This window comes from Sphingomonas sp. 179-A 2A2 NHS (genome assembly GCF_045371305.1).
GTDB lineage: Bacteria > Pseudomonadota > Alphaproteobacteria > Sphingomonadales > Sphingomonadaceae > Sphingomonas.
Genome location: NZ_JBIQDE010000004.1, coordinates 76,033 through 90,303 on the forward strand (window position 1 = coordinate 76,033; position 14,271 = coordinate 90,303).

General features: G+C 65.3%; 13 protein-coding genes. 12 read left to right on the forward strand and 1 reads right to left on the reverse strand.

All coding sequences use genetic code 11. The annotated features are described in order from the left end of the window. Positions 1-4: 4 nt before the first annotated feature. Entirely contained in the window at positions 5-1,039 is a 1,035-nt protein-coding gene (locus ACH0AE_RS09745) for a quinone-dependent dihydroorotate dehydrogenase (RefSeq protein ID WP_294441710.1), read from the reverse strand. Between the two features lie 244 nt (positions 1,040-1,283). On the opposite strand from ACH0AE_RS09745, the gene ACH0AE_RS09750 reads away from it, so the two are divergent. The 12 genes from ACH0AE_RS09750 (at position 1,284) to glgC (ending at position 14,262) form a co-directional block, all read left to right on the forward strand. Further along, positions 1,284-2,138, forward strand: coding sequence for an AraC family transcriptional regulator (locus ACH0AE_RS09750; RefSeq protein ID WP_294441709.1), 855 nt, complete (start codon positions 1,284-1,286; stop codon positions 2,136-2,138). Between the two features lie 90 nt (positions 2,139-2,228). Next, positions 2,229-2,696, forward strand: a complete 468-nt coding sequence (locus tag ACH0AE_RS09755) for an SUF system Fe-S cluster assembly regulator (RefSeq protein ID WP_294441708.1) — start codon at positions 2,229-2,231, stop codon at positions 2,694-2,696. A gap of 1 nt (position 2,697) precedes the next feature. Then, on the forward strand, positions 2,698-4,161 hold the full coding sequence (sufB, locus tag ACH0AE_RS09760) for a Fe-S cluster assembly protein SufB (protein WP_294441707.1): 1,464 nt from the start codon (positions 2,698-2,700) through the stop codon (positions 4,159-4,161). A gap of 64 nt (positions 4,162-4,225) precedes the next feature. Next, on the forward strand, positions 4,226-4,969 hold the full coding sequence (gene sufC, locus ACH0AE_RS09765) for a Fe-S cluster assembly ATPase SufC (RefSeq protein WP_294441706.1): 744 nt from the start codon (positions 4,226-4,228) through the stop codon (positions 4,967-4,969). Beyond that, on the forward strand, positions 4,966-6,045 hold the full coding sequence (locus ACH0AE_RS09770) for a SufD family Fe-S cluster assembly protein (protein ID WP_294441705.1): 1,080 nt from the start codon (positions 4,966-4,968) through the stop codon (positions 6,043-6,045). The genes sufC and ACH0AE_RS09770 overlap by 4 nt, the downstream gene beginning before the upstream one ends. After that, positions 6,045-6,281, forward strand: coding sequence for a hypothetical protein (locus ACH0AE_RS09775; protein WP_294441704.1), 237 nt, complete (start codon positions 6,045-6,047; stop codon positions 6,279-6,281). The genes ACH0AE_RS09770 and ACH0AE_RS09775 overlap by 1 nt, the downstream gene beginning before the upstream one ends. Continuing rightward, complete coding sequence (locus tag ACH0AE_RS09780) at positions 6,278-7,489, forward strand: cysteine desulfurase (RefSeq protein ID WP_294441703.1); 1,212 nt, start codon at positions 6,278-6,280, stop codon at positions 7,487-7,489. Before ACH0AE_RS09775 ends, ACH0AE_RS09780 begins: the two co-directional genes overlap by 4 nt. After that, positions 7,486-7,971 (forward strand): SUF system Fe-S cluster assembly protein, encoded by a 486-nt coding sequence (locus ACH0AE_RS09785; protein WP_294441702.1) that lies wholly within the window; start codon positions 7,486-7,488, stop codon positions 7,969-7,971. The genes ACH0AE_RS09780 and ACH0AE_RS09785 overlap by 4 nt, the downstream gene beginning before the upstream one ends. Further along, positions 7,971-8,324 (forward strand): iron-sulfur cluster assembly accessory protein, encoded by a 354-nt coding sequence (locus tag ACH0AE_RS09790; RefSeq protein WP_294441701.1) that lies wholly within the window; start codon positions 7,971-7,973, stop codon positions 8,322-8,324. The genes ACH0AE_RS09785 and ACH0AE_RS09790 overlap by 1 nt, the downstream gene beginning before the upstream one ends. A 75-nt stretch (positions 8,325-8,399) precedes the next feature. Next, positions 8,400-10,829 (forward strand): glycogen/starch/alpha-glucan phosphorylase, encoded by a 2,430-nt coding sequence (locus ACH0AE_RS09795; RefSeq protein ID WP_294441700.1) that lies wholly within the window; start codon positions 8,400-8,402, stop codon positions 10,827-10,829. Beyond that, positions 10,826-12,979: a 1,4-alpha-glucan branching protein GlgB gene (glgB, locus tag ACH0AE_RS09800; protein WP_294441699.1), complete on the forward strand. Its 2,154-nt coding sequence runs from the start codon at positions 10,826-10,828 to the stop codon at positions 12,977-12,979. Before ACH0AE_RS09795 ends, glgB begins: the two co-directional genes overlap by 4 nt. Before the next feature lie 23 nt (positions 12,980-13,002). Then, positions 13,003-14,262, forward strand: a complete 1,260-nt coding sequence (gene glgC / locus ACH0AE_RS09805) for a glucose-1-phosphate adenylyltransferase (RefSeq protein ID WP_294441698.1) — start codon at positions 13,003-13,005, stop codon at positions 14,260-14,262. Positions 14,263-14,271 lie beyond the last annotated feature (9 nt).

Here is a 14,271-nt window from a genome sequence, read left to right on the forward strand (position 1 = left end):
AACGTCAACCTAAGCCCACTGCCTCGCTCACCGAAGCAAAGCCATCGCGTCGAAGCAGCGCGGCCAGATCCTTGAGGATACGCACCGGCAGGCCGGGCCCGGCATAGACCATCGCACTGTAGAGCTGCACCAGGCTCGCCCCTGCGCGGATCCGGGCATAGGCTTCCGCGCCGCTGTCGATCCCCCCGACTGCGATCAGCGGGATCGCGCCGGCGGTCGCGCTGCGGAAATCCGCCAGTCGCTGGCGCGCAAGCGGGGCGAGCGGCCGGCCGGAAAGGCCTCCGGCCTCGCCGGCATGCTGCGAGCCGAGCGGCGGGCGCGAGACGGTGGTGTTGCCGATTATCAGCGCATCCAGCCGGTGCTCGATCACCGCGCGCGCAATGTCGTCGATCGCGCTCGGTTCCAGGTCCGGCGCCACTTTCAGGAACAGCGGCCTTGTGCCGGCCGCCAGTCGCGTCGCGCTCAGCAGATCGCGCAGCGCCGCGCCATGCTGCAGGTCGCGCAGCCCCGGTGTGTTGGGGGAACTCACGTTGATGGTCACGTAATCGGCGACCTTCGACGCCGCCGCTACGCCCGCGACGTAATCGGCGACGCGATCCTTGGCGTCCTTGTTCGCGCCCACGTTCAGGCCAAGCACGCCGCGCCGCTTGGCCGGGGCCGGCAGGCGCTCGATCGCCGCAGCGAGGCCGCCATTGTTGAAGCCCATGCGGTTGATCACGGCATGCTCCGGCACCAGGCGGAACAACCGCGGCTTCGGATTGCCCGGCTGGGGCAGGGGGGTAAGCGTCCCCACCTCGACCGCGCCGAAGCCAAGCGCGTGAAGGCCGGTCACCGCTTCACCATCCTTGTCCACACCCGCCGCGAGGCCCAGCGGGTTCGCGAAGTCGATCCCCGCCACACTCGTCCGCAGGATCGGATCGTCGACTGTGCTGCCGCCCGGCGCTCCGGCGCGTCCCCAGGCGGCAAGGCCGCGGATCGTCAGCCGGTGCGCGCGCTCGGCGTCCAGGGCGAAGAGGGCGGCGCGAAGTGGAAAGCTCATGGCTGCGCGCGGTGCCCGCAAAGCGCCTGCCGAATCAAGCGCTCACCGTCGCTGGCGCATTCGTTCAGGGTCATGTCGCATCCGTACAATACGCCGCCGCCAATTCAGGTTCTAACCGATGTGCGACCCGAAGGGCCCCCGTGGTGGGGGTTCTCCACTAAGGCTCGGCCGCTTCGGCGACCGAGCCGCTTTTCTTTTCGTAATGATACAGGTACCTTCGTCCTGTTGACGTAGGGCACGTATCATGACGGATGTTGCGTTGGACTATCGGGTGCCGCCCGAAGACCTTCAGCCTTACGTCACGCTTTTCTATCATTTTTGCGCAGACGTGCCGATGTTCGAGGATGTCGAGCGCGCGGATCATGCGCAACTTCGCTTCCGGCTGTCCCCCGGGACAGCTACCTACGACTTCCCCGATGGCTCGCGGCAGGATGCGCCCGCGCTTCATGTCGTCGGTGCCACGACGGGCGCGATTCGCACGCGCGCGGAAGGGCCGCTGCTGGTCGTCGGCATGGGGCTTCAGCCCGCCGGATGGGCCGCGCTGCTCGGGCTTGACGCCTCGACGATGCTCAACCGCGCGCTCGATGGCGTCGCGGCTTTCGGGCCGGCGATCGTAGAAGCCGCTGACCAGATGCGGGCCGCGGCGGACGTCGATGCGCGCGTCGCCATCGCCGCGTCGTTCGTGCGCCAGTCCATCACCGCCGCAGGCTCGCGCTGGCTCGCCTTCGCGCGTCAGGTCGATGCGTGGCTCGCCGGCAGCCCATCGCCCGATCTCGATGAGCTGGTCGCCGCGACCGGCCTGTCGCGCCGGCAAGTGGAAAGACGCTGCAATGCGCTCTACGGCGCGCCGCCCAAGGTGCTCGCCCGCAAGTACCGCGCGCTCCGTGCCGCCTCCGCGCTCAACAGCGGCAGCGCGACACTCGATGAGCTCCTCGCCGACGGCTTCTACGATCAGCCTCATCTCATCCGCGAGGTGAAGCGCTTCACCGGCATGACGCCGCGGCAGATGCGCGACCAGCCGGGGCTGCTCGCCCAGCTGACGATCAGCCAGCGCAACGCGCTGCATGGCCAGGTTCATCCGATCATCTCGGACACCTGAACTGCGCGCATCAAGGCGGTTGATTTCCGCCGCGCGCACGCCCATTTGGCAATCAGAACGAATTAGTCCGATTTGAGAACCGCTCGCAATATGCGTCTGTCCAGCCTTGCCGATTATGCTGTCGTCATGATGACGGCTGCGGCGCGCCATTGCGGCGGGCTGGCGCGCGTCAATGCGACCAGCCTGGCGCAGGAAACCGGCGTACCGCTTCCTACCGCGCAGAAGCTGGTGAGCCGGCTTTCCTCCGCCGGACTGATCGAAAGCACGCGCGGGACCGGTGGCGGCTTCCGCCTGTCGCGCCCGCCGGCCACGATCACGCTGGCTGACATCATCGAGGCGGTGGAGGGGCCGATCGCGCTCACCACCTGCGTCGACACCGCCCAGCATGATTGCGCGCTGGACGGCAGCTGCCGCGTGAAGCCGCATTGGGCGGTCGTCAACAATGCGGTGCGCGGCGCGCTTGCCGGCATCACGCTGACCCAGCTTGCCGCCACTACTCCGATCGTCACCGGCGCTGCCGGCGGACGCGCAATGACCGACATGAAAGTGGACGCCTGACATGGCCACCAAGAACGCCGAGGCGCTCGCCGCGGTATCCAAGAAGTACGAATGGGGCTTCGCCACCGAGGTGGAGCAGGATTTCGCGCCCAAGGGGCTGAACGAAGACACCGTTCGCTATATCTCCGCCAAGAAGGGCGAGCCCGAGTGGATGCTCCACTGGCGGCTGAAGGCATTCCGCAAATGGCTGACGATGGAATCGCCGGATTGGGCAAAGCTCAACATCCCGCCGATCGACTATCAGGACGCCTATTATTACGCGGAGCCCAAGCAGAAGAAGACGATTGCGTCTTTGGACGAACTCGATCCGGAAATCCGCCGCACCTATGAGAAGCTGGGCATTCCGATCGCCGAGCAGGAAGTGCTCGCCGGTGTCGAGGGCGCGCGCAAGGTCGCGGTCGACGCGGTGTTCGACAGCGTCTCCGTCGCGACCACGTTTCGCGAGGAGCTGAAAGCGGCGGGCGTCATCTTCCTGTCGATTTCGGAAGCGATCCGCGAATATCCCGAGCTGGTGAAGAAGTGGCTCGGGAAGGTCGTGCCGCAGCATGACAATTACTTCGCGACACTGAACAGCGCGGTCTTTTCCGACGGAACGTTCGTGTACATTCCGGAGGGCGTGCGCTGCCCGATGGAGCTCAGCACCTATTTCCGCATCAATGCCGAGAATACCGGCCAGTTCGAGCGCACGCTGATCGTCGCCGACAAGGGCGCGTACGTGTCGTACCTCGAGGGATGCACGGCCCCGATGCGCGACGAGAACCAGCTTCACGCCGCGGTGGTCGAACTGGTCGCGCTGGACGATGCTGAGATCAAATATTCGACGGTGCAGAACTGGTACCCGGGCGACGAGAATGGCCTTGGCGGTATCTACAATTTCGTCACCAAGCGCGCGCTGTGCCAAGGCAAGAACAGCAAGGTCAGCTGGACGCAGGTCGAAACGGGAAGCGCGGTGACGTGGAAATACCCGAGCTGCGTGCTGCTGGGCGATGGCAGCGTCGGTGAGTTCTACTCGGTCGCGGTGACCAACAATCGCCAGCAGGCGGACACCGGCACCAAGATGATCCACCTGGGCAAGAACACCCGCTCGACCATCGTGTCGAAGGGGATCAGCGCGGGGCGTTCGGACAACACGTATCGCGGGCTGGTGCGCGTCGCGCCGACCGCGGAGGGCGTGCGCAACTTCACCCAGTGCGACAGCCTGCTGCTGGGCGACCAGTGCGGCGCGCACACCGTGCCTTATATCGAGGTGCGCAACCCTAGCGCGCAGATCGAGCATGAGGCGACGACGTCGAAGATCAGCGAGGACCAGCTGTTCTATGCGATGAGCCGCGGCCTGGATCAGGAAGCCGCCGTGGCGCTGATCGTCAACGGCTTCGCGCGCGAGGTGCTTCAGCAGCTGCCGATGGAATTCGCCGTCGAGGCGCAGAAGCTGCTCGGCATCAGTCTCGAGGGCTCGGTCGGATGACTGGCGCTTCCGTCACTCACCTTTGCGGGTCGGCCGCTCCGACCGCCTTCATTTCGGAATGACCATGCTTAGAATCGAAAACCTTCACGCCGAGATCGACGGCAAGCCGATCCTCAAGGGCCTCAGCCTCTCCGTGAATGCGGGTGAGATCCACGCGATCATGGGGCCGAACGGCGCGGGCAAGTCGACGCTCGGCTATGTGCTCGGCGGTCGCCCCGGCTACGAAGTGACCGAAGGCAGCGTCACCTTCGATGGTGTCGATCTGCTTGAGCTGGAGCCGCATGAGCGCGCCGCGGCAGGCGTGTTCCTCGGCTTCCAGTATCCGGTCGAGATCCCGGGCGTGTCGAACGTCCAGTTCCTGCGCGAAAGCCTGAACGCCCAGCGCGCCGGCCGGAATGAGAAGCCGCTGTCGGGCGGTGAGTTCCTGAAGCTGGCGCGGGCGCAGGCCGATGCGCTCGGCCTCGATCAGGACATGCTGAAGCGCCCGGTCAACGTCGGCTTCTCCGGCGGCGAGAAGAAGCGCAACGAGATGGTGCAGATGGGGATCATCGATCCCAAGTTCGCGATCCTCGACGAGACCGACAGCGGCCTCGACATCGACGCGCTGCGCATCGTGGGCGACGGCATCAACCGCATCATGCGCAAGCCCGAAAAGGCCGTGCTGCTGATCACCCACTACCAGCGCCTGCTGGATTACGTGAAGCCGGACTTCGTTCATGTCCTGGCCGATGGCCGCATCACCCGGTCGGGCGGCGCGGAGCTCGCGCATCAGCTCGAGCGTGAGGGCTATGCGGAGGTCGCGGCGTGAGCGACGCCGTGCTTGATCTTCCCTCGGCCCGAGAGGAGGCCTGGCGCTGGGCCGATCTCGGCGGGCTGGCGGCGGCAGCGGCGCTCGCGCCGATCGCGGCGCCGGAGGCCGATTTCCTCGACCTTCCGGGTGCGAAGCTGCTGTTCATCGACGGCGTGTTTGATGAAGCGCGCAGCGACCTTCATCGCGTGACGATCGGCACGCTCGCCGCGGACGATCACCCGCTCGGCCGCCGCGCTGGCGGCACCGGTTGGTCGCTCCACCTCGATGCGCAGGCGGCTGCCGATCCGGTGCAGATCGTCCATGTCGCCACCGGGCGTCAGAACCATGTGCCGGCGGAGATCATCCTTGCCGACGATGCCGCGGCCGAGGTGGTGGAGACGTTCGTCGGTGCTGGCTGGCAGAACCGCTTTACCCGCACGCGGCTGGGCAAGGGCGCGCGGCTGATGCGGTCGGTGCGGCTGCTCCAGCCCGCTGGGTTCGTGTCGCTGCGCGAAGCGGCGGAGATCGGGGAGGCGGCGAGCCTCGTCACCGTGTTCCTGGGTGCCGGTGGGCAGGGGAGCCGGATCGATGCGCAGCTGACCATGGCGGGCGACGGCGCCTTCGCCGAATATGGCGGCGCGCTGTTGACGTCGGCTGACCAGAAGCAGGAATGTGCGGTGCGCGTGAACCATGCGCATCCCAATGGCTCCTCGCGGCAGGTGTGGCGCGCGGTCGCGGCGGATCGCTCGCAGGTCAGCCTGGCAGCGGCGGTCGAGGTGGCGCGCCATGCGCAGAAGACCGACGGCGAGCAGAGCCTGCGCGGCTTGCTGCTCGATCGCACCGCGACGGTAAACCTGAAGCCCGAGCTGGAGATCTTTGCCGATGACGTGAAGTGCGCGCATGGCGCGACGGTTGGCGAGCTCGACCAGCGCGCAATGTTCTACATGCAGAGCCGCGGCATCCCGCGGGCGCGTGCCGAGGCAATCCTGACGCGGGCGTTCGTCGCCGACGCGCTGGAGCGGATCGGCGACGAGACGGTGCGCGCGGCGTTCGAGGCGGACGCCGATGCCTGGCTCGAGGCGGCGCTGGATTGATGGACCAATCGCTCACCCCGTTCGTCCCGAGCGCGGTCGAGGGACCGGCCGCGGGCGCATCGCTGGCCGCACGTTCCACGACGATGCTCGGAAGGAACGCGGTGGGTGCCGGTCTCGTCCTGGACCTGTCCTACGCGCGCTTCATCTGTCAGCGTCCCCCTATGTTCGTCGCATCCCCAATGTTGAGAAAAACGCGCCAGCGCCTCAACTTCCTCAACATTCGCGAGGTCGCATGACCGTTCTCGCCACTGCCCGCCCACTCGATGTGCTTGCCGATTTTCCGGCGATTCCAGCGGGTTGGGCCTATCTCGATACCGCCGCGACGGCGCAGAAGCCGCGCCCGGTGATCGACGCGATCACGCGTGGCTATGACACCACTTACGCTACCGTCCATCGCGGCGTGTACCAGCGGTCGGCGGACATGACGCTGGCCTATGAGGCCGCGCGTCGCCGCGTCGCTGACTTCATCGGCGGGGAGGAAGGCGAGATCGTCTTCGTTCGCGGCGCCACGGAGGGGATCAACCTCATCGCGCAATGCTGGGCGGGGACTCAGCTGAAGGCGGGCGACCGGATCCTCTTGTCGGCACTGGAGCATCATTCGAACATCGTCCCGTGGCAGATGGTCGCCGAGCGTGTCGGTGCCGCGATCGACGTCGTGCCGCTGACCGCCGATCACCGCATCGATCTCGACGCTATGGCCGCGATGCTGACGCCGGCGCACAAGCTGGTCGCGCTGGCTCATGTGTCGAACGTGCTGGGATCGGTGCTGGACGCGAAACGCGCGGCCGCGCTTGCGCACGGCGTCGGTGCGAAAATCCTGATCGATGGCTGCCAGGCCGTGCCGCGCATGCCGGTCGACGTCGTCGATCTCGATTGCGACTTCTACGTCTTTTCCGCGCACAAGCTGTACGGCCCGACGGGTCTCGGCGTGCTGTGGGGCAGGGCGGAGCTGCTCGATGCGATGCCGCCGTATCAGGGGGGCGGATCGATGATCGACCGCGTGACCTTCGCTAAGACGACCTATGCCCCGGCGCCGACGCGCTTCGAAGCGGGAACGCCGCATATCGTCGGCGCGCTCGGCCTCCATGCAGCGATCGATTATGTCGAGGGCATCGGTCTCGACCGCATCCATGCACATGAGACAGCGCTGGTCCGCCAGGCGCGCGAGGCGCTGTCCGCGATCAACTCCGTGCGCCTGTTCGGGCCGGAGGACAGCGCCGGGATCGTCTCCTTCTCCATCGAGGGGGTGCATCCGCACGACATCGGCACCATCTTGGACGAGGCGAAGGTCGCGATCCGCGCCGGCCATCATTGCGCGCAGCCGCTGATGGAGACGCTGGGCGTCGAGGCGACCGCTCGCGCGAGCTTCGGCGTCTATAACGGGCCGGCCGATGTCGAGGCGCTGGCAAAAGGTATTGAACGAGTGACGAGGATCTTCGGATGAGCAGCGAACCGATCCGGGTTGAGGAAGTCGAGGCGGAAACCAAGCCGCCCCGCGCCCGCGTGGAGGATGCGGTGGAAACGCCCGCCGAGAGCGTTACCGAGACCTTCGCTCGCAAGCGCGACTACCTCGAAGGCTTTCTGGCGCAGAAGCCGGGAGGTGAGCGGGCGCATGAGCCGGGCGGCGCGCTTTACGAGGCGGTGATCGATGCGCTGAAGGAGATCTACGATCCCGAGATCCCGGTGAACATCTACGAGCTTGGCCTCATCTATAATGTCGAAGTGACGGACGACGGTCACGCCGTGGTCACCATGACGCTGACGACGCCGCACTGCCCGGTCGCCGAATCCATGCCGGCTGAGGTTGAGCTTCGCGTCGGATCGGTGCCGGGAATCGCGATCGTCGATGTGAACCTCGTGTGGGATCCGCCGTGGGATCCGGCCAAGATGTCCGACGAGGCCCGGCTCGAACTGGGGATGTTGTGATGGCGACGACTGTTCGTGAGCGCCCCGCGGCGCTGATCCTCACCGACACGGCCAAGGCCCGCATCGCCGCGCTGATGGCGACTGCGCCGGAGGGCGCCATCGGGGTGAAGCTTTCGACGCCGCGGCGCGGCTGTTCGGGCCTCGCCTACTCTGTCGACTATGTGACGGAGGCCAAGCCGTTCGACGAGAAGATCGAGACGGAGGGCGGCACGCTCTTCGTTGATGGCGGCTCGATCCTGTACCTCATCGGATCGACGATGGACTGGGTGGAAGACGATTTCACCGCCGGCTTCGTCTTCAACAATCCGAATGCCAAGGGCGCCTGCGGCTGCGGCGAGAGCTTCACCGTCTGATCACGGTACGAAACGGTCAGTTGCGGTGCAGCACGAGGCGTGACTCTCCGGGATCACGCGTTAAGCTCGCCGGCCATGACAGGATCTGCTCCCGCCGCCGCCGCTGAACGTTCACCTCTCGCGACGCGGATCGTCGACACGCTGATCCACCGCATCGGCAAGGACGAAAGCGCGGCGCGCAAGCACGATTGGCTCGAAGCCACGATCCTCACGCTGCGTGACGAGATCATCGACAAGTGGATGGCCTCTACCCGCGCGGCGCATGCTGCGGGCGCGAAGCGGGTTTACTACCTCAGCCTCGAGTTTCTCATTGGCCGCTTGCTGCGCGACGCCCTGCAGAACCTCGGCCGCAATGCCGAGGTTGGAAAAGCGCTCGCCTCGCTTGGCGTCGATCTGGTCGAAATCGAGGAGATCGAGGCGGACGCTGCCCTTGGCAACGGCGGCCTTGGCCGGCTCGCCGCCTGCTTCATGGAGAGCCTCGCGACGCTGGACCTGCCCGCCTACGGCTACGGCATCCGTTATGTGAACGGCATGTTCCGTCAGCGCATCGACGATGGCTGGCAGGTGGAGCTTCCCGAAAACTGGCTGGCCCACGGTAATCCCTGGGAATTCGAGCGGCGGGAAAGCGCCTATTTCATCGGGTTCGGCGGCGAGGTGACCGGCACCGACAGCGGCATCACCCGCTGGCATCCGGCCGAAGGCGTCCAGGCGGTGGCCTATGACACCCCCGTGGTCGGCTGGCGCGGCAAACGGGTGAATACCCTCCGCCTCTGGAGCGCCCGTGCGCTGGACCCGATCCGGCTCGACGCGTTCAACGCCGGTGACCACATCGGTGCGCTCGCCGGCCAGGCACGCGCCGAAAGCCTGGTACGGGTGCTGTACCCCGCGGACTCGAACCCGTCCGGCCAGGAGCTTCGGCTGCGGCAGGAGTATTTCTTCTCCTCCGCCTCGATCCAGGACATCGTGCGCCGTCACGTCCAATATTTCGGCGACATCAAAAGCCTGCCGGACAAGGCGGCAATCCAGCTCAACGACACGCACCCCGCGGTGGCCGTCGCCGAACTGATGCGGCTGCTGATCGATTTTCACCACCTCTCGTTCGACGAGGCCTGGGATCTTTCGCAGCGCACCTTTGGCTATACCAACCACACGTTGCTGCCGGAGGCGCTGGAAAGCTGGCCGCTCCCCTTGTTCGAGCGGCTGCTGCCGCGGCACATGCAGATCGTCTACGCGGTCAACGCCAAGGTGCTGCGTGATGCGCGCCATCGCGCGGGCTTGGGCGACGAGGCGATCAGCGCCATCAGCCTGATCGACGAGGCGGGCGAGCGGCGCGTGAGAATGGCGAACCTCGCCTTCATGGGCAGCCACAGCGTCAACGGCGTGGCTGCGCTTCACACCATGCTGATGAAGCAGACGGTGTTTGCCGATTTGCACCGCCTGTATCCGGATCGGATCAACAACAAGACCAACGGCATCACCCCGCGGCGCTGGCTGATGGAGTGCAATCCCGGGCTTACGGCGCTGGTCCGCGATGCGATCGGCCCCGGCTTCTGCGATGATGCGGCTGAGCTCAAGGCGCTGGAATCTTTTGCGGAAGATGCATCGTTCCGGGAGCGTTTCGCCGAGGTCAAGCGTTCGAACAAGGTGGCACTGGCGGACTACATCAGGGGGAATATCGGGCTGCGGTTAGATCCCGATGCGTTGTTCGACGTGCAGATCAAGCGGATCCACGAATACAAGCGCCAACTGCTCAACATCATCGAGACGGTGGCGCTATACGATCAGATCCGCAGTCATCCGGAACGGGACTGGACGCCGCGGGTGAAGATCTTCGCTGGCAAGGCCGCGTCGAGCTATCACAATGCAAAAGTCATCATCAAACTCGCCAATGATGTGGCGCGGCGGATCAATAACGATCCTTCTGTCGGCGGCCTGCTGAGGGTCGCTTTCCTTCCCAATTACAATGTCAGTCTCGCCGAGCGGATCATTCCGGCCGCTGATCTATCGGAACAGATCTCCACCGCCGGTCTCGAAGCGTCCGGCACCGGCAACATGAAGCTCGCGTTGAACGGCGCACTGACGATCGGAACCCTTGATGGTGCCAACGTCGAGATCAAGGATCATGTGGGTGACGACAACATCATCATCTTCGGCCTCACCGCGGATGAAGTCGCGGCCAGGCGGGTCGACGGCTATCGCCCGCGCGAGGTGATCGAAGCGAGCGCGGAGCTGAAGCAGGCGGTAAACGCGATCGCGTCGGGCGTCTTCTCGCCCGACGATCCGGATCGCTTCAAGGGGCTGATGGACGGGCTCTATGATCATGACTGGTTCATGGTCGCCGCTGATTTTGACAGTTATGCCGCCGCCCAGCGCCAGGTGGATGCGCGGTGGTGCGATCAGGCCGGCTGGCGCGCCGCGGCGATCCGCAACGTCGCGAACATGGGCTGGTTCTCGTCCGACCGCACGATCGCCGATTATGCGCGCAACATCTGGGGCGTGATGTGAAGCCGCCGCAGGGCGCGATCTCTGCCCTGCTGGAGGGCCGTCATGATGATCCGTTCTCGCTGCTCGGCCCGCACGCCGGGCCGGAGGGCACGTTCATTCGCGCACTCGTGCCGGGGGCGGAAGCGCTGGAGGTGCACAGCCTCGCCGGCGACACCTTGGGGTTGCTCGCCCTCATCGACGAACGGGGATTGTTCGAAGGCGAAGTGAGCGGCGATCCGCAGCCGGTGCGATACCGCGCCAGCCGTGGCGACGTGGAGTGGTGGATCACCGATCCGTACAGCTTCGGCCCGGTGCTCGGCCCGGTCGATGATCTGCTGATGGCGCAGGGCAATCACTTCCGCCTGCACGACAAACTCGGCGCGCACCTGATCCGGCACGAGGGCGCCGACGGGGTACACTTCGCGGTGTGGGCGCCGAACGCCCGCCGCGTCTCGGTCGTCGGCGATTTCAACGATTGGGACGGCCGCCGCCACATCATGCGCCGGCGCGGTGACGTGGGGGTGTGGGAGATCTTCATTCCCGACATTGGTGCCGGTCGCTGCTACAAATACGAGATCATCGGGCCTGAGGGCGATCTGCAGCCGCTGAAGGCCGATCCGTTCGCCTTCGCCAGTGAGCTGCGGCCCAGCACCGCGTCGATTACCACTGGCGCGCCGACCCACGTTTGGGGCGATCAGGATCACCAGGAGCATTGGAAACGGACCGACCCGCGCCGGGTGCCGATCAGCATCTATGAGGTGCATGCGGGATCCTGGGACCGGGACGAGAACGACTGGTTCCTGACCTGGGATGCCCTCGCCGAACGGCTGATCCCTTATGTGGTGGAACTGGGCTTCACCCATATCGAGTTCCTGCCGATCTCCGAGCACCCGTACGATCCGTCGTGGGGCTACCAGACGACCGGCCTCTACGCCCCGTCCGCGCGCTTCGGCGACGTGGAGGGCTTCGCCCGCTTCGTCGACGGTGCGCATCGTGCCGGCATCGGCGTGCTGCTCGATTGGGTGCCGGCGCACTTCCCGACGGATGCGCATGGCCTCGCCCGCTTCGACGGCACCGCGCTCTACGAGCATGAGGATCCGCGGCTCGGCTACCACCCGGACTGGAACACCGCGATCTACAATTTCGGGCGACGGGAGGTAAGCGCCTTCCTCGTCAACAATGCGCTCTTCTGGGCGGAGCGTTACCATATCGACGGGCTGCGCGTGGATGCGGTCGCCTCGATGCTGTACCGCGATTACAGCCGCAAGGCCGGCGAGTGGATCCCCAATGCCGAAGGGGGCCGGGAGAATTGGGAAGCCGCCTCCTTCCTCCAGTCGATGAACAAGGCGGTCTACGGCGAGCACCCGGGCATCTTCACCGTCGCTGAGGAATCGACGGCGTGGCCGGGGGTTACCCATCCCGCCTATGACGGAGGTCTCGGCTTCGGCTTCAAGTGGAACATGGGCTTCATGCACGACACGCTGAAGTACATGTCACGCGAGCCGATCCATCGTCGCCATCACCACAAGGATATCACCTTCGGGCTGATGTATGCATTCAGCGAGAATTACGTGCTGCCGCTCAGCCATGACGAGGTTGTCCACGGCAAGGGATCGCTCCTCACCAAGATGTGTGGTGACGATTGGCAGCAGTTCGCCAACCTGCGCGCATATTACGCGATGATGTGGGGCTATCCGGGCAAGAAGCTGCTGTTCATGGGGCAGGAGTTTGCCCAGCGGCGCGAATGGAGCGAGGAACGCGCACTCGACTGGCATCTGCGGCACGCCACCGCACATGAGGGCGTGCGCAAGCTCGTGCGCGATCTCAACAATCTTTACCGCGCACGACCTGCACTCCACGCCCGCGATTGCGAGCCCGAAGGTTTCGAGTGGCTCGTCGCTGATGACGCTGAGAACTCGGTCTTCGTCTGGCTGCGCAAGGCGCCGGGCGCTGCGCCGGTAGCCGTCATCTGCAACATGACGCCGGTAGCGCGCGCGCCCTATCGCATCCCGCTGCCGCATGACGGTCGCTGGCGCGAGATCCTGAATTCCGACGCGCATGATTACTGGGGCTCGGGCCTCGGCAATCTCGGCGGGGTGGTGGCGAGCGGCGGCGAGGCCATGGTCACGCTGCCACCGCTCGCGACGATCATGCTAGAATTTGATCAATAACATCGAAGAATAAGGGCGAGAGGATGGATCATCGTAAGGGACAGCCACTCGCACGTGACGCGATGGCGTATGTTCTTGCCGGAGGCCGCGGGAGCCGGTTGGCGGAGTTGACGGATACGCGCGCCAAGCCGGCGGTCTACTTCGGCGGCAAGAGCCGCATCATCGATTTCGCCCTGTCGAATGCGCTGAATTCCGGCATCCGGCGTATTGGTGTCGCTACCCAGTACAAGGCGCATTCCCTGATCCGGCACCTGCAGCGCGGATGGAACTTTCTTCGCCCGGAACGCAACGAAAGCTTCGACGTGCTGCCCGCATCGCAGCGCATCAGCGAGTTTCAATGGTACGAAGGCACCGCAGACGCGGTGTATCAGAACATCGACATCATCGAGAGTTATGGCCCCGAGTTCATGGTCATCCTGGCGGGCGACCATATCTACAAGATGGATTACGAGCTGATGCTCCAGCAGCATTGCGACAGCGGTGCTGATGTTACGGTCGCATGCCTCGAAGTGCCGCGGATGGAGGCGGTCGGTTTTGGCGTCATGCATGTCGATGAAACCGGGCGGATCATCGATTTCGTTGAAAAGCCGGCCGATCCGCCGGCGATGCCGGGCAAGCCCGACGTCGCACTCGCCTCGATGGGTGTCTATGTCTTCAACACCTCGCTGCTGATCGACCAGTTGCAGCGCGATGCCGAGACCCCCGGCTCGAACCGCGATTTCGGCAGGGACATCATCCCGTGGCTGGTCAAGAACGGCAAGGCCGTCGCGCACGAGTTCAGCACATCCTGCGTGCGCTCTTCCAACGAGGCGTCGTCCTATTGGCGCGACGTGGGCACCGTCGACGCTTATTGGGAAGCCAACATCGATCTTACCGATGTCGTCCCCGCGCTCGATCTCTACGATCGCTCCTGGCCGATCTCGACCTATTCCGAACTCACACCCCCGGCGAAGTTCGTCCACGATATCGAGGGCAGGCGCGGATCTGCCGTCGCGAGCCTCGTGTCGGGCGATTGCATCGTCTCTGGCTCATCGGTGTTCAAGTCGCTGCTCTTCACCGGCGTCCGCACGCACAGCTATGCGATGCTCGATGAAGCGGTGGTCCTGCCTTACGTAAAGATCGGCCGCGGCGCGCGGTTGCGGAAGGTGGTGATCGATCGCGGGGTCGAGATCCCCGATGGACTCGTGGTCGGCGATGATCCCGTGCTGGACGGCAAGCGCTTCCGCCGCACGGAGAATGGTGTGTGCCTGATCACGAAGCCGATGATTGATCGCCTGTTATGATCTCTCGCC

Excerpts from the sequence above, each read along its gene's own strand:
- ACH0AE_RS09780 (WP_294441703.1), top strand. The coding sequence starts at position 6,278 with ATGACCGTTCTCGCCACTGCCCGCCCACTCGATGTGCTTGCCGATTTT.
- ACH0AE_RS09790 (WP_294441701.1), top strand. The coding sequence starts at position 7,971 with ATGGCGACGACTGTTCGTGAGCGCCCCGCGGCGCTGATCCTCACCGAC.
- ACH0AE_RS09750 (WP_294441709.1), top strand. The coding sequence starts at position 1,284 with ATGACGGATGTTGCGTTGGACTATCGGGTGCCGCCCGAAGACCTTCAG.
- ACH0AE_RS09785 (WP_294441702.1), top strand. The coding sequence starts at position 7,486 with ATGAGCAGCGAACCGATCCGGGTTGAGGAAGTCGAGGCGGAAACCAAG.
- ACH0AE_RS09745 (WP_294441710.1), bottom strand. The coding sequence starts at position 1,039 with ATGAGCTTTCCACTTCGCGCCGCCCTCTTCGCCCTGGACGCCGAGCGC.
- sufB (WP_294441707.1), top strand. The coding sequence starts at position 2,698 with ATGGCCACCAAGAACGCCGAGGCGCTCGCCGCGGTATCCAAGAAGTAC.
- ACH0AE_RS09755 (WP_294441708.1), top strand. The coding sequence starts at position 2,229 with ATGCGTCTGTCCAGCCTTGCCGATTATGCTGTCGTCATGATGACGGCT.
- ACH0AE_RS09795 (WP_294441700.1), top strand. The coding sequence starts at position 8,400 with ATGACAGGATCTGCTCCCGCCGCCGCCGCTGAACGTTCACCTCTCGCG.
- ACH0AE_RS09775 (WP_294441704.1), top strand. The coding sequence starts at position 6,045 with ATGGACCAATCGCTCACCCCGTTCGTCCCGAGCGCGGTCGAGGGACCG.
- sufC (WP_294441706.1), top strand. The coding sequence starts at position 4,226 with ATGCTTAGAATCGAAAACCTTCACGCCGAGATCGACGGCAAGCCGATC.
- glgC (WP_294441698.1), top strand. The coding sequence starts at position 13,003 with ATGGATCATCGTAAGGGACAGCCACTCGCACGTGACGCGATGGCGTAT.